Origin of the sequence: Pseudarthrobacter sp. PvP004, from assembly GCF_017876035.1 — a bacterium.
In the GTDB taxonomy this organism is placed as follows: Bacteria; Actinomycetota; Actinomycetes; order Actinomycetales; family Micrococcaceae; genus Arthrobacter; species Arthrobacter aurescens_A.
Window position 1 is genome coordinate 2917317 of record NZ_JAGINL010000001.1, and the last position, 25995, is coordinate 2943311.

Genomic DNA, 25995 nt, shown 5'->3' on the forward strand with positions numbered 1-25995 from the left:
CCCTGGGTTACAGCTCCGGGACCGCTTCCTCGGCCACCGCCGTGGCTTCCGCGAACTGGGTTTGATACAGCTCTGCGTAGCGGCCGTCCGCGGCCAGCAGCTCGGTGTGCGTGCCGCGCTCAACGATCCTGCCGTCCTCCACCACCAGTATGGCGTCGGCCGCACGGATGGTGGACAGCCGGTGTGCAATAACGACGGCGGTACGCCCCTCGAGTGCCTCGCCCAACGCCGCTTGGACGGCGGCTTCGTTGGTGGAGTCCAACGCTGCAGTGGCTTCGTCGAGGATCACCACGCGAGGCTGCTTGATGAGCAGGCGGGCGATGGTGAGCCGTTGGCGTTCACCACCGGAGAGCCGGTAGCCGCGCTCCCCCACCACGGTCTCCAAGCCATCGGGCAGGGACCGGATCATCGGCTCCAGGCGTGCCCGACGGAGCACATCCCACATGTCGTCTTCGGTGGCGTCCGGCCGGGCGAGGCGCAGGTTGGAGGCGATGGTTTCGTGGAAGAGGTGGCCGTCCTGGGTCACCATACCCATGGTGTCGCGCAGGGAGTCAAAACTGAGGTCCCGGACGTCCACGCCGGTTCCGGGCTTTTGCCCGCCAAGGCGGACTGCGCCGGAGTCGACGTCGTACAAGCGTGAGAGCAGCTGGGCCACCGTGGACTTGCCGGCTCCGGAGGAGCCCACCAGGGCAACAGTCTGGCCGGGCTCCACCCGGAAGCTCACACCGTGCAGGACTTCCTCGCCGCCCCGGGTATCCAACGTGGCAACGTCCTCAAGGGAAGCCAGTGAGACTTTTTCGGCGGAGGGGTAGGAGAATCGGACGTCGTCGAATTCCACGGCAACCGGACCCACCGGAACTGTCACGGCGTCTGCCTTCTCGGTGATGAGTGGCTTCAGGTCAAGGATCTCAAACACCCGCTCGAAGGAGACCAAAGCACTCATGATTTCCACACGAGCGTTGGACAGCGCCGTCAGTGGAGCGTAGAGACGGGTCAGGAGGAGGGCGAGAACCACCACGTCACCGGGTGCAAGCTGCCCGCCGATTGCCAACCAACCACCCAGGCCATAGACCAAGGCCAGAGCCAGCGCCGACACCAGGGTCAGGGCGGTGACAAAGGTGAACTGCAGCATGGCAGTCCGGATTCCGATATCCCTGACCCGGCCGGCGCGGGCAGCGAACTCACGGGATTCCTCGTCCGGGCGGCCGAACAACTTCACCAGAGTGGCACCCGGAGCGGAGAACCTCTCCGTCATCTGCGTGCCCATGGCAGCGTTGTGCGCGGCAGCTTCACGGCGAAGGTCAGCCAGTTTGGAACCCATCCGCCGGGCCGGAATCAGGAAGATCGGCAGCAACACCATAGCCAGCACAGTCACAAGCCATGACGTATTCAGCATGACCACAAGTGTCAGGGCCAACGCCACAACGTTACTGACCACACCGGACAGCGTGCCGGCGAAGGCCGACTGCGCTCCGATGACGTCGTTGTTCAGGCGGCTGACCAAGGCACCGGTCCGCGTTCGGGTGAAGAACGCGATGGGCATGCGCTGCACGTGATCGAACACGCGCGTGCGGAGATCCACGATGACGCCCTCGCCGATGATGGAAGACAACCAGCGCGTCACCAAGCCCACACCGGCCTCGCCCACCGCGACGATGGCGATGAGGACGGCCAGCCAGATCACCGTGCCGACGCCTGCGTTGGCGATGATGGCATCCACCACCTGGCCGGCCAGGACCGGAGTAGCCACAGCCAGGAAGGCACCGGCGATGGAGGCGACCACGAAGGCGATGAGCTTGCCCTTATGCGGTGCGGCGAAAGCCATGACCCGTTTCAGGGTCTCCTTGGAAAAAGGCTTCGAACCGCTCTTGGCGGTAGTGATGTTATACAGCGAGCTCCAGGCCACGCGGTCCATGCTCATGGTTACTTCTCCTGGCTAGGGCTGTGATGGAGTTCTTGCACTTGTCCGTTTTCCAGATGCCAGCGCGAATCGAGCCGAACGTTTTCGAGCAATCTGCGGTCATGGGTGACCAGCAGGAGCGCCCCTTCGTAGCTTTCCAGCGCCTCCTCCAACTGTTCGATGGCCGGAAGATCCAAATGGTTGGTGGGCTCGTCCAGCACCAGCAGGTTCACGCCGCGTGCCTGCAGCAACGCAAGCGCCGCCCGGGTCCGCTCCCCCGGGGACAACGAATCCACCGTGCGGGAGGTGTGATCCGCTTTGAGGCCGAACTTGGCCAGGAGGGTACGGACATCCGCACTGTTCCAGTCCACCAGCACAGCTTCAACAGCGTCGCCAAGGTGCCGCCCGCCGTCGAGCAGTCCGCGCGCCTGGTCAATTTCGCCGATGGCCACAGACGCACCCATGGAGGCCTCGCCGTCGTCCGGTTCCTGGGTCCCCAACAGCAGGCGCAACAGCGTCGACTTCCCGGCACCGTTCGGTCCGGTGATGCCGATCCGCTCGCCCCCGTTGAGTTGGAGGTTCACCGGACCCAGTGTGAAGTCGCCTTGGCGTGCGACGACGTCACGCAAGGTGGCGACGACGGCACTTGAGCGGGGTGCCTGGCCGATGCTGAACTGCAGCTGCCACTCTTTGCGGGGCTCCTCCACCTCGGTGAGCCGGGCGATGCGGGACTCCATCTGGCGGACCTTCTGCGCCTGCTTCTCGGACGATTCGCTGCTTGCTGCGCGACGGATCTTGTCGTTGTCCGGGTTCTTCTTCATCGCGTTCCGGACGCCTTGAGAGCTCCATTCGCGCTGGGTGCGTGCGCGGGAAACGAGGTCGGCTTTGGTGTTGGCGAACTCTTCGTACCGCTCCCTGGCGTGGCGCTTGGCCACGGCGCGCTCTTCGAGGAAGGCTTCATAACCGCCGTCGTAGACGGCCACGGAGTTCTGGGCGAGGTCCAGCTCCACCACGGTAGTGACGCAGCGGGCCAGGAATTCGCGGTCGTGCGACACCAGGATGACGCCGCCCCGAAGGCCCTGGACGAAAGCCTCAAGCCGGGCGAGCCCGTCAAGGTCGAGGTCGTTGGTGGGTTCGTCCAAAAGGACTACGTCGAAGCGGCTGAGCAGCAGTGCAGCGAGAGCAACACGCGCAGCCTGCCCGCCGGAGAGCCCGATCATGAGCGCGTCGGCGCCAAGCTCCAAGCCGAGGTCGGCGAGGACAGCCGGGATGCGCTCCTCGAGGTCTGCTGCGCCGGAGGCCATCCAGCGGTCGAAGGCCAGGGAGTAAGCGTCATCGGCTCCGGGAGCTCCTGAGCCGAGAGCTTCGGCGGTGGATTCCATCTCGGTTGTTGCCTGGGCACAGCCGGTGCGTCGGGCAATGTATGACGCAATTGTTTCGCCGGCGGTGCGCTCGTGTTCCTGCGGCAACCAGCCCACAAAAGCATCCGAGGGCGCCAAGCTGACGTTCCCGTCCTGGGGCTGGTCCACGCCGGCGAGAATGCGCAGCAACGTGGATTTACCGGCACCGTTCGCTCCCACCACGCCCACCACATCGCCCGGCGCAACGGTCAGGGAAAGGTCCGAGAAAAGTGTGCGGTGGCCATGACCACCGGCAAGATCCTTGGCCACCAAAGTTGCAGTCATCGTCTATCCTCCAGCAAGGGAACGCAGAAATTCAGGCCGCGATTCCCGCGGGCATGGAAAAACCCGCTGGTCCGGACTTGGGGGGTGTACGGACCAGCGGGTTCAATCATCAAGCATAATTCAATGTGGCGTCGGCGTAAAATCGTTTCGTACTACCACTTAACGGCTTACGTTCGTCTTTGCCCTCGCGGCCCCTCCAGGAAAGTTCCACATGCCCTTACAGTCCAAGGCGTTTCAGCGCTGGCTTCATGGCGTTGCGCCCGATGCCAGCACCGCTGACGTCTGCAGGATCGCCGGCATCAAGAGAACAACGTTGGCGCAGCAGTTGGTCCGCGGCAAGGTGGCCGAGTCCACTTTGGTGAGTATCAGCCGTGGCTTCCACATCAATCCTGTGCAGGCCTTGTCCACTTTCGATCTTTACGCGGAGCTTCGGGGCGACCCCGTCCCGCCCACGTCCTGCGAACTGGTCAGCCAAGTGGCTACCATAGACCTGCTGCGCGCAGTGGTGGACCGCAGCGAGCCCGGCACTACCCCCGCTCCGCGCCTTTCCGAACCACCGCACCCCACCTCCGTGCGTAACTGGGTGGACGCGATCGACGACGGCGAGTTGCGGCACCGGGTCAGCGACGCCACCGGGATTGCCCCACAGAACTTCTCCGCCCACCTGACCGCCAACAGGCTTCCGCCCGAACTGGCCATCGCTACCTCGCGTGCTGCGGGGGTGGGGCCAGCGGGAGGACTGGTGGCAGCAGGGTTGATTACGGAAGCCGAAGCCGGATGGCCGCCTGAGGCCCGCCAGGAAGCCCTGGACAAGTTGTCGCAGGGCAGACTGGTGACGCTGGCTGGCGAACGGCTCCTGGCGCTCGGCAAGACACTGCGCCGGCAGGAACAAGACCACGAACGAACTGAACGAATTTGGGAGAACCTCGGATGACGGCTGTCCTGCCCTGGGTCACGCTGGCGGTTTGCCTTGCCATTACCCTGGCCCGGGTCCCCAGCGCATTGCGCGGCGAAAACCGGGAGGTCTTCTACATATTTTCGCTGATCTCGTTGAGCATCTTCATCAGTATCGAGGCCCCCTATCTGGTCATCGATGGGTGGCTCGGCGGGATGAACATCGGCAATCTGATTCTGCGTTTCCTGCTGTACGGCACGTTCTACTTCATGGGCATCAAGATCGCCACTGCGTTCGGCTCAGCCTCTGCCGTGCGTGCCATCCGAGGCCCCTTGGGGATCACTGCTGCGGCGATTATTGGTGCCCTGACAATCTACTTCTTCGTCATCACGGACACCCAAGGATCCTCGGCCGGCATGAGCGGGCTTAAATGGGGGCCGTCCCTTGACGGTTACGCGGCGATGGGCCGCTTGTATCCGGGGTTTGTGGCCGCCTGCCTGATACCCGCCATCTGGCGCACGGTTGTGAGCACGGCACCCGTCCTGCTTCGGGTGGCCTCGGGGTTCCTGCTCCTAGGGCTTTCGCTGCTTTTGTCGTCCCAACTTTTCCCCCTTATTCCATTTTCGGAGGCCTGGTTGCGGGTCCTCATCAACTACTCGGCCGCCTTGTTCACGTGCCTTGGACTTGCTGGGATCTGGTTCTCCAAGTCATTTGCGCGGCGAAAGCAACGTCTCTCGGCGTAAGACTTTCACAAAACCATTAGATCGTGGCACAATCATGAATGTGTGAACGCGGTTTGCAGCCTGACACCGGAATCAGAGAACGGGTTTCCGGTGGATGTGGCGCCCACGTGATCACAATTGGGGGGATGAGTGGTGGCGGGCTGTTGGGGACCGCCCCCACTCAGCCTTTTTAATGGCCCTTTTTCAAGCCGCCCGCCAAGCCTGGCCGTGGCGGTGACTAAGATGGCTCCATGAACAGCCTCCGCACCCGCCGCTCTGTCCTTGCAGCCACTCTGGCCTCGGCCGCCCTTGCACTTTCTGCGTGCGGTGGAGGATCAGCACCTGCCCAGTCCGGCGGGGACACGTCCCTTTCGGATGTGAAATCCAAGGGCGAACTGGTCATCGCCACCGAGGGCACCTACCGTCCCTTCAGCTTCCACGCTGACGGCGCCGGGGAGCTCACGGGGTTTGACGTCGAGGTCGCCCAGGCCGTGGCCGGGAAACTTGGTGTGAAGGCTACCTTCCAGGAGACCCAATTCGACGGTATCTTTGCCGGTCTGGAATCCAAGCGCTTTGACACTATCGCCAACCAGATCTCCATCAATGACGAGCGCAAGGCCAAGTACGACTTCTCCACGCCGTACACCATCTCCACGGGAGTGGTCGTCACCAAGTCGGACAACAGCAGCATCAACAGCTTCGCGGACCTCAAGGGCAAGACCACCGCCCAGTCACTGACCAGCAACTTCTACAAAATGGCCGTTGAAGCGGGCGCCAATGTCCAGGCAGTTGAAGGCTGGGCCCAGTCCGCCACGCTGGTGCAGCAGGGACGAGTGGACGCCACCGTAAACGACAAGCTCACGTACTTGGACTACGCCAAGAACACTCCCGACTCGGGCCTGAAGGTAGCCGCCGAGGCACCGGAGAAGACTGAGAGCGCCATGGTGTTCCGCAAGGGCTCCACTGAACTCACAGCAGCCGTGGACAAGGCATTGGCCGATCTCCAAGCCGATGGCAGCCTGGCGAAGATCTCGGAGAAGTACTTCGGCGCGGACGTCACCAAATAGATGAACTGGGACCTCATCTGGAGTTCCTTCGGTCCGCTGATCACCGGTGCCGTGACCGGGACCATTCCGCTGACACTCGCGTCCTTTGCCTTCGGCCTGGTGCTCGCGCTGGTGGTTGCCCTGATGCGCCTGAGCCCCAACTGGTTGCTCTCGGGCATCGGCCGTTTCTACGTCTCGGTGATCCGCGGCACTCCCTTGTTGGTGCAGCTCTTTGTGATCTTCTTCGGCCTGCCCAGCATCGGCATCCGTCTTGATCCTTGGCCCAGCGCCATCATCGCGTTCTCACTGAACGTGGGCGGGTATGCTGCCGAGATCATCCGTGCGGCCATCCTGTCCGTGCCGAAGGGCCAATGGGAAGCCGGCCACACCATCGGCATGTCCCGTCCCCAGGCCTTGGTCCGCATCATCCTTCCGCAGGCAGCACGGGTGTCCGTTCCGCCGCTGTCCAACACCTTCATTTCGCTGGTGAAAGACACATCCTTGGCCTCGCTCATCCTGGTCACCGAACTGTTCCGCAACGCACAGCAGATCGCCGCGTTCAGTCAGGAGTTCATGGCCCTTTACCTGCAGGCAGCCCTGGTTTACTGGGTCATTTGCCTGGTCCTTTCCACAGCGCAATCCGCCGTGGAGAAGAGATTGGACCGCTATGTCGCCCACTAACGAACCCGCACAGCAGCCGCATGCCACCTCTGTCCTGAAGGCACGGAACCTGGCCAAGGCCTTTGGAAGCAATGTGGTGCTGCGGGACATCGACATCGATATCCGGCGCGGCCAGGTGGTGGCCCTGATCGGACCTTCGGGCTCCGGCAAGACCACGGTCCTGCGTTCCCTTAACGGCCTGGAAATTCCCGACGCCGGCACCGTCACCTTTGGGAGCGGGGATGCCTCGGATGAGCTCGCCATCGATTTCGGTGCCAAGGTGGGCAAGAAGGAAGTGGCTGCGCTCCGCGACCGCAGCGCCATGGTCTTCCAGCACTACAACCTGTTCCCTCACATGACCGTTCTGAAGAACATCATCGAAGGCCCCGTCCAGGTCCAAAAACGGCCTCGTGCCGAGGCAATTGCGGAAGCTGAGCGCCTGCTGGAACGTGTTGGTCTTGCCGACAAGCGCGACGCCTACCCTTTTGAGCTCTCAGGCGGACAGCAGCAGCGCGTGGGTATCGTCCGGGCCTTGGCACTCAAGCCTCAACTGCTCCTGTTTGACGAGCCCACGTCCGCACTGGATCCCGAACTTGTGGGGGACGTTCTGGGAGTCATCAAGGAACTCGCCGAAGAGGGCTGGACCATGGTGATCGTGACCCATGAGCTCGCCTTTGCCCAGCATGTGGCGGATGAGGTCATTTTCATGGACGGCGGAGTGGTGGTTGAACGCGGGCCGGCGGCCGAGGTGTTGCGGGCACCGCGCCAGGAACGGACCAAACTCTTCGTGAAGCGGCTAAAGCACGACGTCTAAGTGGTTCGCAAACACTACGTGATTCACAAATTTGGGGGATGAAAGCTTGGAAGAAACACTCAGCGCACCCGGCAAGGGACGCTCCAGACGTACGGTAATCCTCGTTGCCGCCGTGGTGGTGGCCATGGTGGCCGCCGGGCTTGGGACGTGGTTTGCCCTCTCCCGGTCGGCCGAACCGGCCCGAGCTGACGTCATCCGCTTGGACAAGCAGCGAGTCATCGTGGACAACTCGATGAATCTCTACGATCCCTTGGTCCAGCAGTTTTCCGGACGGTACTCGAACGCCATTTCCGAAAAAGCGGGACAGCCGGAGGAGGAGAAAGTCCTCAACCAGGACCGTGAGCGCATCGTGCGTGAGTCACAGGTGAATCGTGACCGCCTGCAGCAGATGGCGGAATCGCCGGCACTGCAGGATCAGGAAGTTGCCGAATCCTTCAAGCGCTTCAAGGATCAGTACGGTGCGGTGATCGCCTACAACGATCAGCTGGTGGTCAACACCACCAACATCTACCGCTCCGTGGGCGGGCCGTGTGCGGCCTTGCATTCATCGCTGAACGTTGCCAGTGAGACCTACGCCCAGGAGTACGTCAAGAGCGCCGATGAGTGCCTGGCCGCGCTGGGCACCGCCAAGGACGGTGCCGACGCCGAGACCACCACCCTGCTCTCGGACGTAGAGGCGGTTATCCGCGGGCAGCGGGACAAGCAACAGGAAGTCCTGGATAGCAAGGACACCTTTGAGCGCCTCAGCAAGAGCACCATCGCCGGCCTTGCACTGTTGGATATCAATGATGCTTTCGCCAAGGCGCAAACAACATATGAAACCGCCACCAAGGACAAATACACAAAGATCATCGAGAGTGCCAACAGCTCAAATTCCGAATTCGAAGGCGTCCTCAAGAAGAGCCTGGAACAGTTTGATGCAGCATCCGGTGAGGGGAAATAGCGATGACCATTGAGCCCGTTCGCAGTAAGCGCCGTCCGGTCCTTATCGCTCTTGCCATTGCCGTTGTGGTGGCGGTGGTTGCCTCGGTAGTGGTAATAGCCCTCACCAACTTCGCCGGTCAGCAGCGCAGGGATAGCCTGGCCCTCCTGAAAGATGAGCGCCTGACGGCACTCATTGAGGCAAGGGACAAGATCCAGCCCGCCGTCAACACCTACCTGGCCGCGTATAAGAAGGCCCGCAACGTCCCCGCAACACGAGAGGATGCTGAGAAGAACTCCGTCAAAGAGCGGGACGAGTTCCAACAGGCCGTCAATTCCGCACGGACTGCCTTGAGCGATGTGCAGAAGGGCTACGGCGACGGTAAAGAAGCGGATGGGATCGGTGTGGCTGTAGCGCAGCTGGTCGATTCCTACCAGGCCTACCTCGACTCAATGGAGGGCCTCGTGGAGTCCTACCCCCGGTTCGAAGGCCTATTCAGGGAAGATGCCGGGTGCAGCGGACTCTTTGTCGGCTCCAAAGCAGCCAACCTCCGGGAACGCCAAACGCTGTTGACGCAAGCAGCAGTTCCTTGCCGGGAAGCCGTCAACCAACTCAAGCAGTCCAAGAACATCTCCTACGTTGAGTTTGCCCGCACCTTGGACAATGAGATTGCACAGCTCGAATCGCACGCAGAAACAACCGCAAAGTCCGAGGAGAACTACAACGAGTTTGTGCGGCTCAAGGACGAGTACGTCAAAAAGATTGATGACGCCACCGCCCGGAATGCCCCGGAAGCGGAATATCTCACCATTGCCGACGAACTCAAGGCTCTCAACACCCGGATAAAGAACAACAGGTCAGAGTTCGACTTTGCCGCCAAGCGCTACCTTAACGGCGTGAAGGACATGCCGACTCTGGTTGAAGATGTCTTCACGAAGAACGTCTCAGCCCAAATCAAACACCATGACACTGTGATTCCCCTTCGGGTTCAAGTGTTGAAGGATGCTATCGACGCGGAACTGGCGGAGTAACCCGGCGGGCAAAGAAACGCCGGTGGCAAACCTCAGCGAACAAACCGCAGGGTTACCAGCTGGAAAGGCCGAAGCACCAGCTTGACCGCGGGCCCCTCCTCCACAGCCACACCGGGGGCTTCCGTAGGGCGCTCCAGCAGATCGGTGGCTAATGCATCAGAGCACTCAAAGTTGGCCGTTAGGAGGCCTGTTGAGCGCTCCCCCAACGATTCGTAGAGCCGAACAACGACATCGCCCGAGCCGTCTTCGGCCAGCTTGACGGCTTCCACCACGATTGCGGGATTGGACACGGAAAGCAGCGGTTCCACCGGCCGGCCGCCGGAGATGAACCTTGGCTTCAGGTTGGTGCGGTATCCCTCCTCCACAGCGTCAGCGATCGCGGCGCCAGGCCTGATGGATACCTCAAGTGTGTGCTCACCCCGGTCGGCTTCCGGGTCCGGGAACCGGGCAGAGCGCAGCAGCGAAGTGCGGACCGTCGTCGTGGTTCCGCCATCGGCACGGACAGCCCGTGTGACGTCGTGCCCGTAACTGGAGGAATTGCTCACTGCAACGCCATAGCCAGGCTCGGCTACGTGGATCCAGCGATGGGCGCAGATCTCGAACTTGGCCGCTTCCCAGGAGGTGTTGGTGTGCGTCGGCCGGAAGACGTGGCCGAACTGGGTCTCGGACGCTGAACGATCCGCCCTGACGTCCAGCGGGAAGGCGATCTTGAGCATCTTTTCGCGTTCCTGCCAGTCCACCGTGGTGGCGATCCCAAGCGACGCCGAACCGGCGTCGAGAGTCAGGCGTTGCGTGATGGTGGAGGCACCCACCTTGCGTTTGACCACCACGACGACGCCGGCCGGCGAACGCTCAACATCGACGCCATCCGCTTGGGTCAAGGGTGTGACATTTCGGCGATAGAACTCTTCGATGTCCCATGCGTCCCACTCGTTTGGAGTATCCCTGAAAAGCTCGAGCAAGTTTCCGGCCTGTCCTGGAGCGATAGCGTCGCGGCCGCTGGCGCGGTCAACCAGGGAAGTAAGCAGGCCGTCCTGGTTCAGGACAGCGCGGATGATGCCATTGTCCAAAACGTAGCCGTCCTCCAGCTCGTCCACCTGAACACTGGAATCCGGCGTCGTTGCCTGGGCCGCACCCAGTGCAGGCACCCCTTTGCGCTGATGCGGTGCGGCGTTCAAGAGGAACTGCTGATCCCCCTCGCCCACCAAAGCCTGAGCAGCATGGTTGATGATGCCCGTGAGGTCCCGGGCTATGGCCTCGTAGTTGCGCTCTGCGTCCTGGTGGACCCAAGCAATCGAGCTGCCCGGCAGGATGTCGTGGAACTGCTGGAGCAGGACCAGCCGCCAGAGCCGCTTGAGCTCGTCCGCGGGATAGGCGTAGGCCGCACCGAGCCGGACGGCAGCGGTGGCGCACCACAACTCGGCCTCGCGCAGGAGGTGTTCGCTCCGACGGTTGCCTCGCTTGGTCTTTGCTTGGCTGGTGTACGTTCCGCGGTGCATTTCCAGGTACATCTCGCCAACCCAGACGGGCAGGTTGGTGTACTCGGCCTCGGCCTTGGTGAAGAACTCCCTGGCTGTGCCCATGTGCACCTTCGGAGAGCCTTCCAGGTCCGCCGTTCGATGCGCAGCGGCAACCATTTCGCGCGTAGGTCCGCCGCCGCCGTCGCCATAGCCGAAGGGCACCAATGACATGGTCCCGCGGCCGTGGTCGCGGTAATTGCGCTCTGCGTGCGCCAGTTCGCGTCCGTGCAGCTCAGCGTTGTACGTGTCCACCGGCGGGAAGTGCGTAAACAGCCGGGTGCCGTCGATGCCCTCCCAGGCGAAGGTGTGGTGAGGCATCCGGTTGACCTTGTTCCAAGAGATCTTCTGTGTGAGGAACCAGCGCGAACCGGCTTCCTTGACAATCTGCGGGATGGCACCGGAATAGCCGAACGAATCGGGCAGCCACGCTTCCTGGCACTCGATATCGAACTCGTTCAGGAAGAAACTCTTACCCTCCACGAACTGGCGGGCCATGGCCTCGCCGCCTGGCATATTGGTGTCCGATTCCACCCACATGCCGCCCACAGGAACGAACTGGCCGGCCTTCACTTTTTCCCTGATGCGCACAAAGAGCTCAGGGAAGAACTCCTTCATCCACGCCATCTGCTGGGCCGAAGAACAGGAGAAGACGAAGTCCGGGTCTTCATCCATCAAGGCCACCACGTTGGAGAAAGTGCGGGCACATTTGCGGATGGTCTCACGAACAGGCCACAGCCAGGCGGAGTCAATGTGTGCGTGCCCGGTAGCCAGGAGTTCATGGGCGGACGCGTAGGCGGGACGGCTGAGAACTTGCGCCAGCTCTGCACGACCCGCAGCAGCGGTTCCGGCAACGTCGTCCGGGTCCATGACGTCCAGCATGCGTTCCAGCGCGCGCAGGATCTCGTGGCGCCGGGGCATTTCCATAGGAAGCTCGTGCATCAAACCGCTGAGGGTCCAAATGTCTTGATTGAGTTCCCACACCGTTTCGTTCAGCTCGGCAATGGCGATGCGTCCCAGGCGATACCGGGGCTCATCGCCGGAGGTTGCTTTGTCCCCCAGCGGTGTGGGCGCGAAGGACCAACCCTGGGCAACGTCCGGGTTGGCTGCGGCCTCCACATAGAAGTCCACGGAGTGGCCGCCGCCAAGAAGTTTGAGCGGGACGTGGTAGTTCCTGGGCGAAATCGCCTTGATGATGCTTCCGTCCGAGTGCCACGCGGTGCCTTCGCACTGGAAGCCCGGGACGTCGCTGTTGAAGCCAAGATCAACAATGATCTCCACTGTGGTGGAGTCAGTCATGCCCCAGTCCTGCGGCACCTCACCCTGCAGGCGCAGCCACTTGGTACTCCAGGCCTTGCCCCACGCCGCGCCGGGCTCCTGCGGGGTGAAGACCTGGCGTAGCGCTTCCGTGGCGGGCACGGGTTCGCCGGGCGCCTCCCAGCTACTGAGTTGAAGCGGAATCGCCCTGCCGTAAATGGCCGGAAGAATGCGTTCCCGAACAAATCGATCGAGACGCTGTTCGGTGATCCGGCGGTCGTCGTGCAATTAATTCCCCTTTGGGCGTTCGCTGGGTGACATGGTTTGTTATCGACCCGGAAGCGCTGGGCGCGAACGGCGAATCCGGGTTCACCTTGCTTCCAATCGATGGATAAAATCTACGTTGTTCCAGCTCAATAGCCAAGTGATTGTCGGCTATCCCCCACGGATGATCGGCGTCGCTTCAGTTGTTTCGGCAACGATTCTGTCCCGCCCTGCATACACATTGAGGCTGAGACCGCGGCTGAAACCGGCCAGCGTGATTCCCGTTTCCTCGGCCAGTTCCGCCGCGAGGCTGGACGGCGCGCTCACGGCTGCAAGCACGGGAATTCCGGCCATGGCGGCTTTCTGGACGAGCTCGAACGAAGCCCTTCCGGATACTTGGAGGACTGTGCCCTTCAACGGCAGCATGCCGGAGCGCAAGGCCCAGCCCACCACTTTGTCCACGGCGTTGTGCCTGCCCACGTCCTCCCGGAGGCACAGCAGCTCTGTAGTGCCGTCGTCGTGGATCCTGAAGAGTCCGGCAGCGTGGACGCCGCCGGTCTTGTCAAAGACCGCCTGCGCCTCGCGGAGGCGGTCCGGCAGAGCGGCGAGCGCCCGCACCGGGACGGCGACGTCGTCTTCCTTGGGGCTGTGGTGCGAGGACTTGCGCACGGCATCGATGGAATCCGTGCCGCAGATTCCGCACGAGCTGGAGGTGTACACGTTACGGCCGGTGTCGGGCCGTTCCACGTCCGGCCTGAGCTGGGCATCCACCACGTTGAAGGTCTGCACCCCGTTCTCGTCCTCCCCGGAGCAGAAGCGCTCCGAGATCAGCTGTCCCGGCTCCCAGATGATGCCTTCCGAAACCAGGAATCCCGCCACAAGGTCGAAGTCGTCTCCAGGGGTCCGCATGGTCACGGAGAAGGACATCTCACCCAAGCGGATCTCCAGGGGCTCCTCCACGGCCAGGACGTCTTCCTTGAACCGGACAGGATGCTCCAATGCCTGGGGTGAGCCGTCCAGGACAAACTTGTGCACCTTGCGGCGCTGGGTTACACGTCCCATATCAGGATCCGTTCTCCTCATGTTTGACGAACCGCACTGTCATTGCCTTGTAGCCAGGGGTGTTGGATTCCCGTGCCACCAGTTCGCGGTGCACCAGCGCGTTGGCCTCCGGGAAGTACGCTGCGGCGCATCCCTTGGCCGTGGGGTACCCGATGAGCCGGAACTTGTTGGCACGCCGTTCCGTTCCCGAAAAGGTGGAGATGACATCCACCAGGTCCCGGTCCTCGAAGCCCAGTTCCTCCAGGTCACCCGGGTGGACCAGGATCACTCGACGACCATCCGAGACGCCGCGATACCGGTCATCCAAGCCGTAGAACGTGGTGTTGTATTGGTCGTGGCTGCGCACCGTCTGGAGAATCAGGTGGCCCGCCGGCGCTTCGAGATACTCCAGGGGCCGCACGGAGAAGCGTCCCTTGCCGATGTCCGTGGCGAAGGTACGGGTATCCCGGGGTGGGTTGGGCAGGACGAAGCCGTTCTTGGTGCGAACCCTTGCGTTGAAGTCCTCAAAGCCGGGAATGACTCGGGAGATGTGGTTGCGGATGACATCGTAGTCCTCAGCCATGGCCCGCCAGTCCACGCTGTGGTTCTCTCCCAACGTCGCTTGGGCCATCCGTGCCACAATCACCGGTTCGCTCAGGAGGTGCTCCGAAACCGGCTCCAATCGTCCTTGCGTTTTGTGGATGACGGACATGGAGTCCTCCACTGAGAGGAACTGCTTGCCCTTGGGGTGTTTGTGGTCAGCGTCCGTCCTTCCCAGCGTGGGCAGGATCAGGGACGTCTTGCCGTGCACGATGTGGGCCCGGTTGGGTTTGGTGGAGATGTGGACAGTCAGCCCTGCCCTCTTCAAGCCTTGTTCCAGGGCAGCAGTGTCCGATCCCGCCGCTGCGAAGTTTCCACCCATGGACACGAAAACATCCACGTCTCCCTTTTCCAGGGCATGCTGGGTTTCCACGGAGTCATAGCCGTGATCCCGCGGCATGTGGAAGCCAAACTCTTTATCCAGTGCGGCCAGGAAGGATTCCTTGGGTTTCTCCCAGATGCCCATGGTGCGGTCGCCCTGCACGTTTGAGTGGCCGCGCACCGGACAGGCACCTGCCCCGCGCTTGCCGAAGTTGCCTTGGAGCAGCAGCAGGTTGATGATTTCGCGCAGGGTATCCACCGAATGCGGTTGTTGGGTCAGCCCAAGCGCCCAGCAGATGATTGTTGCCTTGGACGCAGCCATCATCCCGGCTGCCTTGGTGATTTCTTCCCGGCTCAGCCCCGTGGCCCGTTCGGTTTCGTCCCAGTCCAGTACGGAACGCGCCTCCTTGTAGGCTGCGAACCCTTCGGTCTGCTGCTCTATGAAGGAATGGTCGACGACGGTCCCGGGGTTGGTTTCCTCTTCTTCCAGGAGCAGGTGGCCCAGTGCTTGGAACAGCGCGAGGTCGCCGCCCACTTTGATCTGCAGGAATTCGTCAGCGATGGTAGTGCCGCCACCAATGACGCCGTTGAGGGATTGCGGGTCCTTGAAGTTCAAGAGGCCGGCTTCGGGAAGCGGATTGACGGCGATGATCTTTCCACCGTTGTTCTTGCAGTCGCGCAGGGCGGACAGCATCCGGGGGTGGTTTGTTCCGGGGTTCTGACCCACTACCAGGACCAGTTCGGCGTGGTGGATGTCCTCCAAACTGACCGTGCCTTTGCCGATTCCGATGGTCGGGTTGAGGGCGCTTCCGGAGGACTCATGGCACATGTTGGAGCAATCGGGAAGGTTGTTGGTCCCGAGGCTTCGCGCAAACAACTGGTACATGAAGGCGGTCTCGTTGGCCGTACGGCCGGAGGTGTAGAACACGCACTTGTCAGGCGTTGTGGCGTTGATGTGTTCGCCAATCAAGGCAAAAGCTTCAGTCCAACTGATCGGCGAGTAGTGGGTGTCGAACGGCCTGATGACCACGGGTTCGGACAGTCTTCCCTGGCTTCCCAGCCAGTACTCCGTCTTGTCCTCGAGGTCCGACAGGGAGTGCTTCGCCCAGAATTCGGCACCGACGGTCCGGGTGGTGCTTTCCTCTGCGATCGCCTTGGCACCGTTCTCGCAAAACTCCGCGGGACTGCGCCTGCCGGTGATCGATTCCGGCCAAGCGCACCCGGGGCAGTCAAAGCCATCATGCTGGTTGACCCTGAGCATGGAGCGGACCGTACGGGATACACCGGCCTGGGCGTATCCGCGTTCAAGGGCAACAGTGACGGCTTTGAGGCCTGCCGCGGCTTGTTTGGGCGGGTGGATTTGCAGGTCATCTTCGTTGATGTCCTGTTCGGGAGCATGCCTGTTCATGAGTCCATCATTGCACTTTGTCATCAGGCGCAAGGCCGCCCGAGGCACGCCTCAGGCGTCCAGTGCGCTCCAGTCCACAGGGCCGGAAGGTGCCTTCCGCTGTTGCCGGGGCGCGGCTTTTCGGGTCTTGTCCTCCGGCGCCTTCGGCACCGGCAGCGCTTTACCCCAAGGCAACGCGAAAGCGGGCACCATCTCGCCCAGCTGGACGCCATGGGGCGGCACCACCATCACCCCGTCCGCACCTGCAAGGCCACGCATCATTCCAGGACCCGTGTGCTGCGCAGGCGACGCCAACCCGTACACCAGTTTGAACGGCATCAGGCGCGTCTGCCCGGGGTTTGCGTCAATGGTGGTTCCGCAGGGAACCTCGCCTACGTCTTCCAATCGACCGTGTCCCAAGGCAGCCAACAGGGGTGCGCCAACAGTAAACAAGGCCATCATCGCGGCCAACGGATTTCCAGGCAGTCCCAACACAAACCGGCCGTCGGGCAGTTCCGCCAACACTGCGGGATGTCCCGGGCGCATGGCGATGCCGTCGATCAGCAAGCTGCCACCTAGCTCGGCAACAGCCTTGCGGAGGTGGTCCGTTCCCGAGCGTCCCGTCCCGCCCGTAGTAATGACGACGTCGGCTGGCGGCTCCGCTTCACCATAGGGTTGCTCCGGTGTCAGCTCATCAAGAGGTGGCTCGGTGTCCTGGAGCGCGTCGATCCACTCCTGGTAGCTGTCGCCCACCCTGAGCTGTTCCCCTGCGATGCCGCCCAAGAGTTCCACCACCGCACCCAGTTGCGGGCCGAAGGTGTCCCGGACCTGACCGGGCAAGGGAACCCCCTGGGCCACGACTTCCGAACCCGTCAGAAGGAACCGGACCAGCGGCTTGCCCAGAACGTCCAGCTGGTCCAGGCCCGCAAGCGCTGCGAGGGCAATGTGTGCCGGATTTAGAACAGTGCCGGCTTTGAGCAGGACGTCACCCTCAGCGGCCTCTTCCGCAGCCTTGCGGATGTGTTGGCCATTGCGAGGCTCCCCAGGTTTGGCGGTGCCGCCCAGGGCGAGAACCGGCAGGCCGTCGTCGTCAGTTGTGAGCACACCGCTCTCGCTCCGCAGGACTGCCTTGGCGCCGGGCGGTATCAGCCCGCCCGTAACAGTGGGACTGGCCTGGTGCGGGGCCAGCCTCTGCCCGGGCTCACTGAGGATCCACGGACCGCTGCCGTTGACAGCCCATCCATCCATGGCTGATGAAGCATAGTGCGGCATATCCTGCACGGCCAGGGCGTCCGAGGCCAAGGTGCGGCCGAGGGCAGAGCCGAGCGGCACCGGCCCCGGCGGGATCGGGGCAGCAACATCGAACGCGCGCTGCCGGGCCTCATGCCATGTGTGTGCCGCGTGATGGCCCTCGTTGGGGGCCCCTGTCATTCCGGGCCGGTCCCGGACTCCGAGTACTCCTTGGCCACTTTGCGGGCCAGCTCCAGGGCGGCATTCATGGACGCATCATCGCTGGCCTGGCCGATGCCGCGGGCCATGCCTGCCGCATATCCGGCAATGAACGTGGTCAGGGGTGCGGCGGGGCGTACCACCGAATGCGCTGCTACTCCGGCGACAGCGAGGACCTCGTTGACGTCCACTTCCACGCCCTCAAGCTCGAAAGCCTGCAGCAGTGTGCGGCACCACTCCTCGAGCGTCTCTTCCTGGCTCTTCACGTCCGCCTCCAACTCGTAGTCAATGCCCAAGGCCGCGGCGTCCTCCCAAGTATCCACGTCATCCGTGGACCCCGCGGGAACGTCAACGTCCAGCACGTTCAGCCTAGCAAGCAGCCGGAACACTGAAGAGTTCGTTAACCCGGAACCTTCGGACGCTACGGCCACTTCCCGTTCCAAGGCGGCTGTACTGTAAGCCCCCAGGAGTGGTTGCTTGCGCCCGTCAGGAGAAACAGCCATGGCTCCTTCCACGCCGGGAACGGACGCTAGGGCGGCCCACAGAAGGTCAACACCGCGGGAAGCATGCGGCATATCGCAGGCCAGCACCAGCGTCCACGGCGTGTCCGATCCACTCTTCCTCAGCGCAGCCATGCCGGCCGCAATGGCCGCGGCAGGCCCGGCGAACGCCGGCTCCTCCCGCGCCCGCAGGACATCATCCGGCAAGCGTCGGCCGTCCCTTGACTCGTCGCCGGGAGCATCCGGCCCCACCACAACCACCGCCGAAGCACCCCGGGCGGCCTGCAGGGCATGCGAAAGGAGGGTGTCGCCGTCGTACTTCAACGATGGCTTGGGCACCCCACCGAGGCGGGTGGCGCGGCCACCCGCCAAAATCACGGCATTGAACTCCATCCGCCCAGATTACCCGGGCATCCGGGGCTCAGCAGAAATCGATCAGGCAGCGGATTCCGGCAACAGGAACGGGTCCCAGTCCGGCGCAGGTTTCTCGAGTTCTTTGATCTGCCACATGGTTCCCTGGGGCACACCGGGTTTGAAACGGAGCTTCCAGCCCATCTCAGCCAGCGTGTGGTCGCTCTTGGCGTTGTTGCATTTCAAGCACGCCGCAACCAGGTTTTCCCAGGAATCCGCGCCGCCCCTGGATTTGGGGTGGACGTGGTCTATGGTGTGGGCTGTTTTCCCGCAGTAGGCGCAGCGATGGCCGTCGCGGCGAAGTACCCCGCGGCGACTCACGGCGGTGATCCTGTTGTACCGGGGACGGATGTAGCGGTTGAGAAGGATCACGGAAGGTCTTCCGAGAATCTCCTGTGGCCCGACGACAGGCTCGTCGCCTTCGGCCACTACGCTAGCTTTCCCAGTCAGCACAAGGACCAGCGCCCGGCGGAATGTTATTACCGCCAGCGGTTCATATCCAGCATTCAGAACGAGTGTGCGCATGCACGTACCTCTTCACGGCCGCACCCGCCAGGGGCACGAGGGCCGGCTGCCCTCTGCTTGTACGGGCTGTGGATCGACACCATAAGGGTAAGCACTTATATGCCGTATCAACGAATTTTTCTGTGATTTCGTGTGCGGTGTCGGCAAGAGTTCATGCGCGGTTAAAGCAGAACACCCCGCCGGCCGAAGCCTGCGGGGTGTTCCTAAGCTCTGAGAATTAGCCGTTGACGCGGATGAAAACCGGGCCCGAGCCCACGTTGGCGCTGAACAGTGCCGTGGTGGATCCGTTCCATCCACCGTGGACTGCCTGGCCGTTGCCGACGTAGACAGCGATGTGGGCCTGTCCAGCCAAACCACCGTTGGCGTAGTAGGCGAGGTCACCGGGCTGGGCTTCTGCTGCACTGACGGTGCGGCCCAGGGAAAGATAGCCGGCGGGCCAGTCGTGGAAGTTGATGCCCACGGCCGCCAGGGAGTTGGTCACCAGCATGGTGCAGTCCTGGGTCACGCCGATCTGGGCGTAAGCAGCCGCAGCGATGGCTGCCCCGAGACCGCTGGAAGCCGCCGGAGCTGCCGGAGCGGGGGTCGGGCTGCTGACGGCAACGGTCGCGGTGGCTGCCGGAGCGGCCGCCGGGGTTGCTTGTTTGGGCTCAACCTTGGCTTCAACCTTGGCCTGAGCTTCTTCGATCACAACGGGGGCCGGGGCTTCCTCCGTGGTGACAACGGGGCGCTCGTAGGAGATGGCCACCGTGGAGTCCGCGGCGATGGTGGCCTGGACTACGGACTGCACGTCCAGAGTGGACGTTGACGTCGATTCACGATCCACGTTGGTCTCGGCAGCGTTGGCGGCGATCCCACTGGTCAGGACCAGGCCTGAAGCTGCAGCGATAACTGCTGCCTGGCGGCCAACGCCACCGGCGTTGGTGGTGACGGCCTTGGCGATGACGGAAAGCGAGCTGGTCTTGGGGGCCTCAGCACGGTGCCGCGCAACCTTGTTTGCACTGGTCATGATTTTCTCTTTTCGTATCCGAGTGCAGTTGGGGTGCACACGGGTAGTGGGTTGGCCAACATGGGGGCATGCTGGACGACCCCGAACCGGATTATTTCTAGCGGAGGGTGAAGCGTGAGGATGAGGTCCCGGTGGACGCTACGGAGTGCAGCAGCGTTGACGCAGGGGATGCTGATTCGGGCCTGCTGAGAGCGGAGGCCGGGGCTGCTGCCGGTACGGGCGCCAGATGGCGCGAGGTACCTGCCGTGAATGATGCAGCCTTGCAAAGGGTGTTCGACGGGTTCGCGCGAACCGTTGGGGCGCTAAGCCGCGCAGGGGTAGTGCATGATGACACGTAGGTAGCCTCTCCCAGTGCCTGCGAGGTGAGCTGTCGGATTCGGATGGGAGTCATCCGGCCACGCTGCTTCCACGGAAGCTTTGCGACTTAACCCCTAGGCCTTCTTTCGAAGACCGGAAGTGGTTCCCCCGCCCCTGCCAGACGATTTTGCGAACGGACCTTGAGCGGTGGCAGAGCTAGGCAATCCACTCAAGTGCATCGGCCCCCTAAAAAGCCGATGCGCTCTGTACGCTACAACAGTTGGACCCGAATGTCACATTCAGGTCACGGCACGTCTCGCTAATGCGAGAGGCGACCATCGACTGGGATTAGAGCCAGCCCATGGGGTCTACGACTTCACCGTTGACCTGGACCTCGAAGTGGAGGTGGCAACCGGTGGAAGCGCCCGTGGTGCCACTCAGGGCCACGGTGTCGCCGCGGTTCACGGTCTGTCCTACCTGGACGGTGAAGGACGACAGGTGGTTGTACGTGGTTTCGAGGCCATTGCCGTGGTCGACCACCACGCGGTTGCCTCCGCCGTACTCGTGCCATCCGGCGAAAGTGACCTTGCCGGTAGCTGCGGCGTGCACAGCCGTGCCGCACTGGGCTACGAAGTCCTGACCGCGGTGGAAGTCACCGGCACCACCCGTGAGCGGGCTGATGCGGTAACCGAAGGGGGATGCCGTGGTGAGCGTGTCAAGGGGGCTGGCCATGGTGCCAACGGATGAGGCGCGCTGGATGCTTCCAGCAGACTGGGCGCTGAGCAGCTGCTTCAGCTTTCCATCGGGGTCCGCGGCAGTAGCGACTGCGGCGCGGCTGAAGTCGATCTTGGCCGACGCGGCAGCGGAAACCTCGGGCTGGCTGCCGGCGGGGGCGGCGACGGCGAGGGCCGATTCGGTCTGTCCTGATTCCGACGTGGCCATGACGGGGCTTGTAGCCGGCAGGCCGACAGTCAGGGCAAGCCCGGTGGCGGCAAGCGCAACTCCGGCCTTCTGCCCGACGCCGCTGGCAGCAGCGAAGTCGGCAACCTGGCGCAGCGGGCTCTTACGGCGGCGCACCTGACGCTCGGTGTCGCGGGGCCGGATCTCCGTTACGACGGTGGCTGGCCGCAGCTCAGCAGCGGGGCCGGACGCGCGGCGGCGACCCCTGACGTTCTGCGATGTCAAACTCTGTTCCTCTCTCAAAAGCCTGCGAAGTTAGCTGTCGGATTCGGGTCAGAGAGTACAAAGACCCGGTCCGCACGAGGCGCTCACGGCACACAGGTATCCCAAGAGGGACTTGCATACGTGGGCACTTCTGCTGCGGACTTCACCCCAAGGCTGCTTCTTTAGACAGCCGCTTGTGGTTCCCCCGCCTCTGCCAGTGGTGGTGACACACCTGATCCGCTGGCAGAGCTCGGCTCCGGATCAGGTAACGCTTTGGTATCAGCGCTAGTAGATAACTATAGGGGATGAAGGCCTGCGGTAATAAATTCGTTATCAACAGGAGGCCGCTGAGAGAAGGAGGCCTTTATCATCTTTTTCGGAAAACCGCAGGTCACACGCGCGCCGAAGCGGGCAAAGTGAGGTTTGACACGGTGCTTTGGGGCTTCGCTCAGCTGAGTGAGACGAAGACGTGCGCGGCAACTTCCGGAGGCAGCTCCAACGCGCCCTCAATACCGGGGACCCGTACTGAGATGTACTCGCCGACGCGCTCCAGCGAGACACTTGCGCCCGGACGGATTCCGCCTTCGTCCAACTGGGTCAGGAGCTCTGGCTCCACCTGGATGGGCTCCGCGAGGCGGCTGACCACCACACGGGAATCCGCGGCATAGCCGTCCATGGCCTGCAGAAGGTTGACATCGAGCCGTGGGAACGGCTGGCTGGCAAGGCCACCAAGCGCTTCGAGTCCGGGGATGGGGTTGCCATAGGGAGACTCCGTGGGGTGCTCCAGGAGCTCGTAGAGCCGACGCTCCACCCGCTCGCTCATGACGTGCTCCCAGCGACAGGCCTCATCATGCACGTAGGCCCAGTCCAGACCGATCACATCGGCCAGGAGGCGCTCCGCGAGGCGGTGCTTGCGCATGACCTCGGTGGCGCGCTTCCGTCCCACTTCAGTCAGTTCCAGGTGGCGGTCGTTGGACACAATCACCAGGCCATCGCGCTCCATGCGTCCAATGGTCTGGGAAACAGTGGGTCCGGAGTGGCGCAGTCGTTCGGCAATGCGCGCCCGGAGAGCCACAATGTTTTCTTCTTCAAGCTCCAAAATGGTCCGAAGATACATCTCAGTGGTATCGATCAGATCCGTCATCCAGCTCAGCTCTCCTCGAACGCAGTTCCTTGCGTAATCTCCACCGTACCGCGTCCCTAGCAAGGGCGGACGGTGTGCACCGCCGCCCCCTGAACGCCAACCACCAGCCTAGCTTATTTGGAATTACTCTGGATAATTCCGGTCGCATTCGGTGAGCCCGCATTCCACGTAGCGGACTATGACGGCCGCAGGTTCCTGCGCGCGGGCCGTGTCAGGCAGAATTGGGGTGTCGAAGGGGCAGTTGATGCCCCATGCCACCTCCCATCTCTAGCCGACACCCATTGGAGCGCCACGTGAGCGACAACAGCATCACCATTCCCGCCGACCTGCTGCCCAAGGACGGACGCTTCGGCGCTGGACCGTCCAAGGTTCGCCCGGAACAGATCGAAGCGTTGTCTGCCGCATCGACCACCATCCTGGGCACTTCCCACCGCCAGGCTCCGGTCAAGAACCTGGTTGGTTCGGTCCGTGAAGGACTCAGCCAGTTCTTCCGCGCTCCGGAAGGCTATGAAGTGGTCCTCGGCGTGGGCGGCTCCACAGCGTTCTGGGACGTGGCCGCGTTTGGCCTGGTAGAGCAGAAGGCACAGCACCTCTCCTTCGGCGAGTTCGGCTCAAAGTTCGCCGCCGCCACCAACAAGGCACCGTTCCTTGATGCTTCCTCCATCATCAAGTCCGAACCCGGCACCCGCCCGGTGGCACAGGCCGAAGCCGGCGTTGACGTCTACGCCTGGCCCCAGAATGAAACGTCAACCGGCGTGGCCGCCCCCGTCAAGCGCGTCGAGGGGGCTGACGAAGGCGCCCTCGTCCTGGTGGACGCCACCTCGGCAGCCGGCGGGCTGGACGTGGACGTCGCCGAGTCGGACGTCTACTACTTCGCGCCCCAAAAGAACTTCGCTTCCGACGGTGGCCTCTGGCTGGGCCTCTTCTCCCCCGCCGCCCTGGAGCGCGCGGCACGGGTCAAGGCAAGCGGCCGCTGGATCCCGGACTTCCTGGACCTGCAGACCGCCATTGACAACTCCAAGCTGAACCAGACGTACAACACCCCGTCGCTGTCCACCCTGGTGACCTTGGACGCCCAGGTGCAGTGGCTCAACAGCAACGGCGGCCTGGACTTCGCCAGCAAGCGCACGGCAGACTCCGCCAACCGTATCTACTCCTGGGCCGAGGCATCCGAGTACGCAACGCCGTTCGTTGCCAACGCCGAGGACCGCTCCAACGTCATCGCTACGATCGACTTTGACGACTCCATTGACGCCGCAGCCATCGCCAAGGTCCTGCGCGCCAACGGCGTGGTGGACACCGAGCCGTACCGTAAGCTCGGCCGCAACCAGCTGCGCATCGCCACCTTCGTCGCCATCGAGCCGGACGACGTTTCGGCACTGCTCGCGAGCATCGATTACGTTGTGGGCGAGTTGAAGAAGTAGCACCACGGGCTTTGGTCGGCGTCGTGCGGGTAGCTCCCGGACGGCGCCGCCGCTTTTTAAGGTGGGCTATCCGCCCTGCCGGCTTGCGCCGTCGTCGTCCGTATCCGGCCGGGCAAGCAGCGACTCCACCCGGAAGTGCTTCAGTCCGCGGGCCCGGCGGTCAAAGCGGAGCCGCAGCTGCTTGGCGCGGATGATCCACAGCAAACCCACGACGGCGGTGCTGACGCCGGCAACCGCGGCGACGCCAACTGCCCATCGGGGGCCGCCGACGTTGGCCACCAAACCCACCAACGGCGCCCCGATAGGGGTGCCGCCCATGAAGATGGCCATATAGAGGGACATGACCCGCCCGCGCATCACAGCCTCCGTGGTGGATTGCACGTAACCGTTGGCGCTGGTGATCAAAGTCAGGGCGAACAGGCCGCAGGGAACCAGGGCGAGCCCGAAGAGCACAGCATTGGGGGCCAGGGCGGCAAGCGCGCTTGATATGCCGAAGCCGCCAGCGGCGCCGAAGATCAGCCTGAGGCGCGGCCGTCCGCGTCGGGCAGCCAGCAGTGCACCGGTCACGGATCCGATGGCCATGACGGAGTTCAACGCTCCGAACGCACCCGCGTCCATGCCGAATTGGGTTCCCACCATCGCGGCGATGAACAAGGGGAAGTTGAGCCCGAAAGTGCCCACAATGAAGATGGCCACCAGGACCACTTGGATATCCGGCCTGTTCCGGACGTAGCGCAACCCCTCCCGGATGCGCCCCTTCCCCGCCGCCGCACGGGGCTGGACGCGGAGCGATGACGCAGGAATGAGTTTGAGCGCCCACAACATGGCCACGAAGGACACGGTGTTGATGAGGAACACCCAGCCGGGACCCACCACCACCGTCAGCACGCCCGAGACAGCGGGTCCGATCATCCGGGCCACGTTGAAGGAGGCACTGTTGAGGGCCACCGCGTTGGGCAGGTAATCGTCGGTAACCAGCTCGGAGACGAACGTCTGACGGACGGGAGCGTCCAAGGCGGTCACGATTCCCAACATCAAAGCAAAGAGGTAGACGTGCCAGAGTTCGGCGACCCCCAGCAGCACCAGCACACCCAGCCCCGTGCTGAGCAGGGCCATGGCCACCAAAGTGATGAGGAGAAGTTTCCGCCGGCTATAACGGTCAGCCAGCAGCCCCGCCCACGGAGCAAGGAAAAGCTGGGGACCGAGTTGGAGCGCCAGAGTAATGCCCATGGCACCGGCGTCGTGCGCGGTCAGGTGGTCAAAGACCAACCAGTCCTGCGCCGTGCGCTGCATCCACGTGCCGATGTTGGAGATCAGCGCACCGAAGAACCAGATGCGGTAGTTGAGGATTCCGAGTGACCTAAAGGTGGACATCAGCGTCCGCCTTCGATGTGGTCACTCCGGGTTTCCGCAACGCCTATTCAGCCCCGGCTTCGTCGTCGTCGGCGCTTTCGTCGGCGATTTCGGGTTCGTCGGATTCAGCAGCCTCATCAGCCGGTTCAGTGGCCTCGTCTTCGGCCGCCTGCACGGACGCTTCCGTGACATCCTCAACGGTCTCTTCGACCAGCGGCGTCTCATCCTCGGGACGGACGCGTTTGGCCCACGGCACCCATTCAGGAGCCAGGATGGAATCCTCGGAGGGCAACAAACCAAGCTCGCTGACAGTCACGATCTTGGAGCGCGAGTTACGGGTCACCACGGCGTACCACTGCCAGCCGCCGTAGCCGGCGAGCCTGGACTCGAACAGATGGGTGACCACACGGTCCCCCTCCGACTTGGCGCCCAGGTGCGAGCCGACTTCGCCCGGGTTGGCGATGCCTTCAACAGCCTCACGTGCAGTATCGACGGCGGCAGCCAGGAACGCGTCCGGCTTGCCCGTGCGCCACACGGGCAAACCGGCGCGGGGCTTGGCCGCGACGGGCTTCCGCGCGGGGGCGTCCCCGTTTGCAGGAGCCTGGGCAGCGTCAGGGACGGCCTTGGTGTCCTGTGCGGATTCCGATGTCATGGCCGGTC

General features: G+C 63.1%; 21 protein-coding genes and 2 riboswitches. Of the genes, 8 read left to right on the plus strand and 13 right to left on the minus strand.

The window, feature by feature from the left end; translation table 11 throughout:
- Window positions 1-7 precede the first annotated feature (7 nt).
- Together J3A64_RS13060 and J3A64_RS13065 are read right to left on the minus strand one after the other, a co-directional pair.
- Window positions 8-1921: an ABC transporter ATP-binding protein gene (locus J3A64_RS13060; RefSeq protein WP_014920929.1), complete on the minus strand. Its 1914-nt coding sequence runs from the start codon at window positions 1919-1921 to the stop codon at window positions 8-10.
- A 2-nt stretch (window positions 1922-1923) separates the two neighbouring features.
- Entirely contained in the window at window positions 1924-3585 is a 1662-nt protein-coding gene (locus J3A64_RS13065; RefSeq protein ID WP_210064481.1) for an ABC-F family ATP-binding cassette domain-containing protein, read from the minus strand.
- A 211-nt stretch (window positions 3586-3796) separates the two neighbouring features.
- On the opposite strand from J3A64_RS13065, the gene J3A64_RS13070 reads away from it, so the two are divergent.
- The 7 genes from J3A64_RS13070 (at window position 3797) to J3A64_RS13100 (ending at window position 9675) form a co-directional block, all read left to right on the plus strand.
- Window positions 3797-4519, plus strand: a complete 723-nt coding sequence (locus tag J3A64_RS13070; protein ID WP_011773768.1) for a hypothetical protein — start codon at window positions 3797-3799, stop codon at window positions 4517-4519.
- Window positions 4516-5223, plus strand: coding sequence for a hypothetical protein (locus J3A64_RS13075; protein ID WP_014920928.1), 708 nt, complete (start codon window positions 4516-4518; stop codon window positions 5221-5223). The genes J3A64_RS13070 and J3A64_RS13075 overlap by 4 nt, the downstream gene beginning before the upstream one ends.
- Before the next feature lie 230 nt (window positions 5224-5453).
- The gene (locus J3A64_RS13080) at window positions 5454-6269 is read left to right on the plus strand and encodes an amino acid ABC transporter substrate-binding protein (RefSeq protein ID WP_011773766.1); all 816 of its coding nucleotides are present in this window, start codon (window positions 5454-5456) and stop codon (window positions 6267-6269) included.
- Complete coding sequence (locus J3A64_RS13085) at window positions 6270-6929, plus strand: amino acid ABC transporter permease (protein WP_011773765.1); 660 nt, start codon at window positions 6270-6272, stop codon at window positions 6927-6929. It begins immediately after the preceding gene.
- Complete coding sequence (locus J3A64_RS13090; RefSeq protein ID WP_210064482.1) at window positions 6916-7722, plus strand: amino acid ABC transporter ATP-binding protein; 807 nt, start codon at window positions 6916-6918, stop codon at window positions 7720-7722. The genes J3A64_RS13085 and J3A64_RS13090 overlap by 14 nt, the downstream gene beginning before the upstream one ends.
- Window positions 7723-7768: 46 nt before the next feature.
- On the plus strand, window positions 7769-8665 hold the full coding sequence (locus J3A64_RS13095) for a hypothetical protein (protein WP_286176305.1): 897 nt from the start codon (window positions 7769-7771) through the stop codon (window positions 8663-8665).
- Between the two features lie 2 nt (window positions 8666-8667).
- Window positions 8668-9675 carry a hypothetical protein gene (locus J3A64_RS13100; RefSeq protein ID WP_210064484.1) on the plus strand — a complete coding sequence of 336 codons (1008 nt, stop codon included), beginning with the start codon at window positions 8668-8670 and terminating at the stop codon, window positions 9673-9675.
- Window positions 9676-9707: 32 nt separating this feature from the next.
- Here the strand turns inward: J3A64_RS13100 and J3A64_RS13105 are convergent, their stop codons facing one another.
- From J3A64_RS13105 to J3A64_RS13150, 9 genes are all read right to left on the minus strand, one after another.
- On the minus strand, window positions 9708-12737 hold the full coding sequence (locus J3A64_RS13105) for a glycoside hydrolase family 38 C-terminal domain-containing protein (RefSeq protein ID WP_210064485.1): 3030 nt from the start codon (window positions 12735-12737) through the stop codon (window positions 9708-9710).
- A 147-nt stretch (window positions 12738-12884) separates the two neighbouring features.
- Complete coding sequence (gene fdhD, locus J3A64_RS13110; protein ID WP_011773760.1) at window positions 12885-13775, minus strand: formate dehydrogenase accessory sulfurtransferase FdhD; 891 nt, start codon at window positions 13773-13775, stop codon at window positions 12885-12887.
- A 1-nt stretch (window position 13776) separates the two neighbouring features.
- On the minus strand, window positions 13777-16083 hold the full coding sequence (locus J3A64_RS13115) for an FdhF/YdeP family oxidoreductase (RefSeq protein ID WP_286176307.1): 2307 nt from the start codon (window positions 16081-16083) through the stop codon (window positions 13777-13779).
- A 51-nt stretch (window positions 16084-16134) separates the two neighbouring features.
- Entirely contained in the window at window positions 16135-17493 is a 1359-nt protein-coding gene (locus tag J3A64_RS13120) for a molybdopterin molybdotransferase MoeA (RefSeq protein ID WP_210064487.1), read from the minus strand.
- Window positions 17490-18404, minus strand: coding sequence for an NTP transferase domain-containing protein (locus J3A64_RS13125; protein WP_014920922.1), 915 nt, complete (start codon window positions 18402-18404; stop codon window positions 17490-17492). The genes J3A64_RS13120 and J3A64_RS13125 overlap by 4 nt, the downstream gene beginning before the upstream one ends.
- 42 nt (window positions 18405-18446) lie before the next feature.
- Window positions 18447-18947 (minus strand): HNH endonuclease, encoded by a 501-nt coding sequence (locus tag J3A64_RS13130; protein WP_014920921.1) that lies wholly within the window; start codon window positions 18945-18947, stop codon window positions 18447-18449.
- Between the two features lie 217 nt (window positions 18948-19164).
- A complete protein-coding gene (locus J3A64_RS13135; protein ID WP_210064488.1) occupies window positions 19165-19953 on the minus strand; it encodes an NlpC/P60 family protein in 789 nt (262 codons plus the stop codon).
- Window positions 19954-20291: 338 nt separating this feature from the next.
- Window positions 20292-20459: riboswitch (cyclic di-AMP (ydaO/yuaA leader) on the minus strand.
- Between the two features lie 139 nt (window positions 20460-20598).
- Complete coding sequence (locus J3A64_RS13145) at window positions 20599-21435, minus strand: M23 family metallopeptidase (protein WP_011773754.1); 837 nt, start codon at window positions 21433-21435, stop codon at window positions 20599-20601.
- Window positions 21436-21439: 4 nt separating this feature from the next.
- Window positions 21440-21680: riboswitch (cyclic di-AMP (ydaO/yuaA leader) on the minus strand.
- 182 nt (window positions 21681-21862) lie between these two features.
- The gene (locus tag J3A64_RS13150; RefSeq protein WP_011773753.1) at window positions 21863-22558 is read right to left on the minus strand and encodes a metal-dependent transcriptional regulator; all 696 of its coding nucleotides are present in this window, start codon (window positions 22556-22558) and stop codon (window positions 21863-21865) included.
- A 293-nt stretch (window positions 22559-22851) separates the two neighbouring features.
- Here J3A64_RS13150 and serC point away from each other — a divergent pair, with 293 nt between their 5' ends.
- The gene (serC, locus tag J3A64_RS13155) at window positions 22852-23982 is read left to right on the plus strand and encodes a phosphoserine transaminase (protein WP_011773752.1); all 1131 of its coding nucleotides are present in this window, start codon (window positions 22852-22854) and stop codon (window positions 23980-23982) included.
- Window positions 23983-24048: 66 nt separating this feature from the next.
- Here serC and J3A64_RS13160 read toward each other — a convergent pair whose 3' ends face one another.
- Both J3A64_RS13160 and J3A64_RS13165 read right to left on the minus strand, forming a co-directional pair.
- Complete coding sequence (locus tag J3A64_RS13160) at window positions 24049-25356, minus strand: MFS transporter (RefSeq protein WP_011773751.1); 1308 nt, start codon at window positions 25354-25356, stop codon at window positions 24049-24051.
- 43 nt (window positions 25357-25399) lie between these two features.
- The gene (locus tag J3A64_RS13165) at window positions 25400-25987 is read right to left on the minus strand and encodes a DUF3027 domain-containing protein (protein WP_011773750.1); all 588 of its coding nucleotides are present in this window, start codon (window positions 25985-25987) and stop codon (window positions 25400-25402) included.
- Window positions 25988-25995 lie beyond the last annotated feature (8 nt).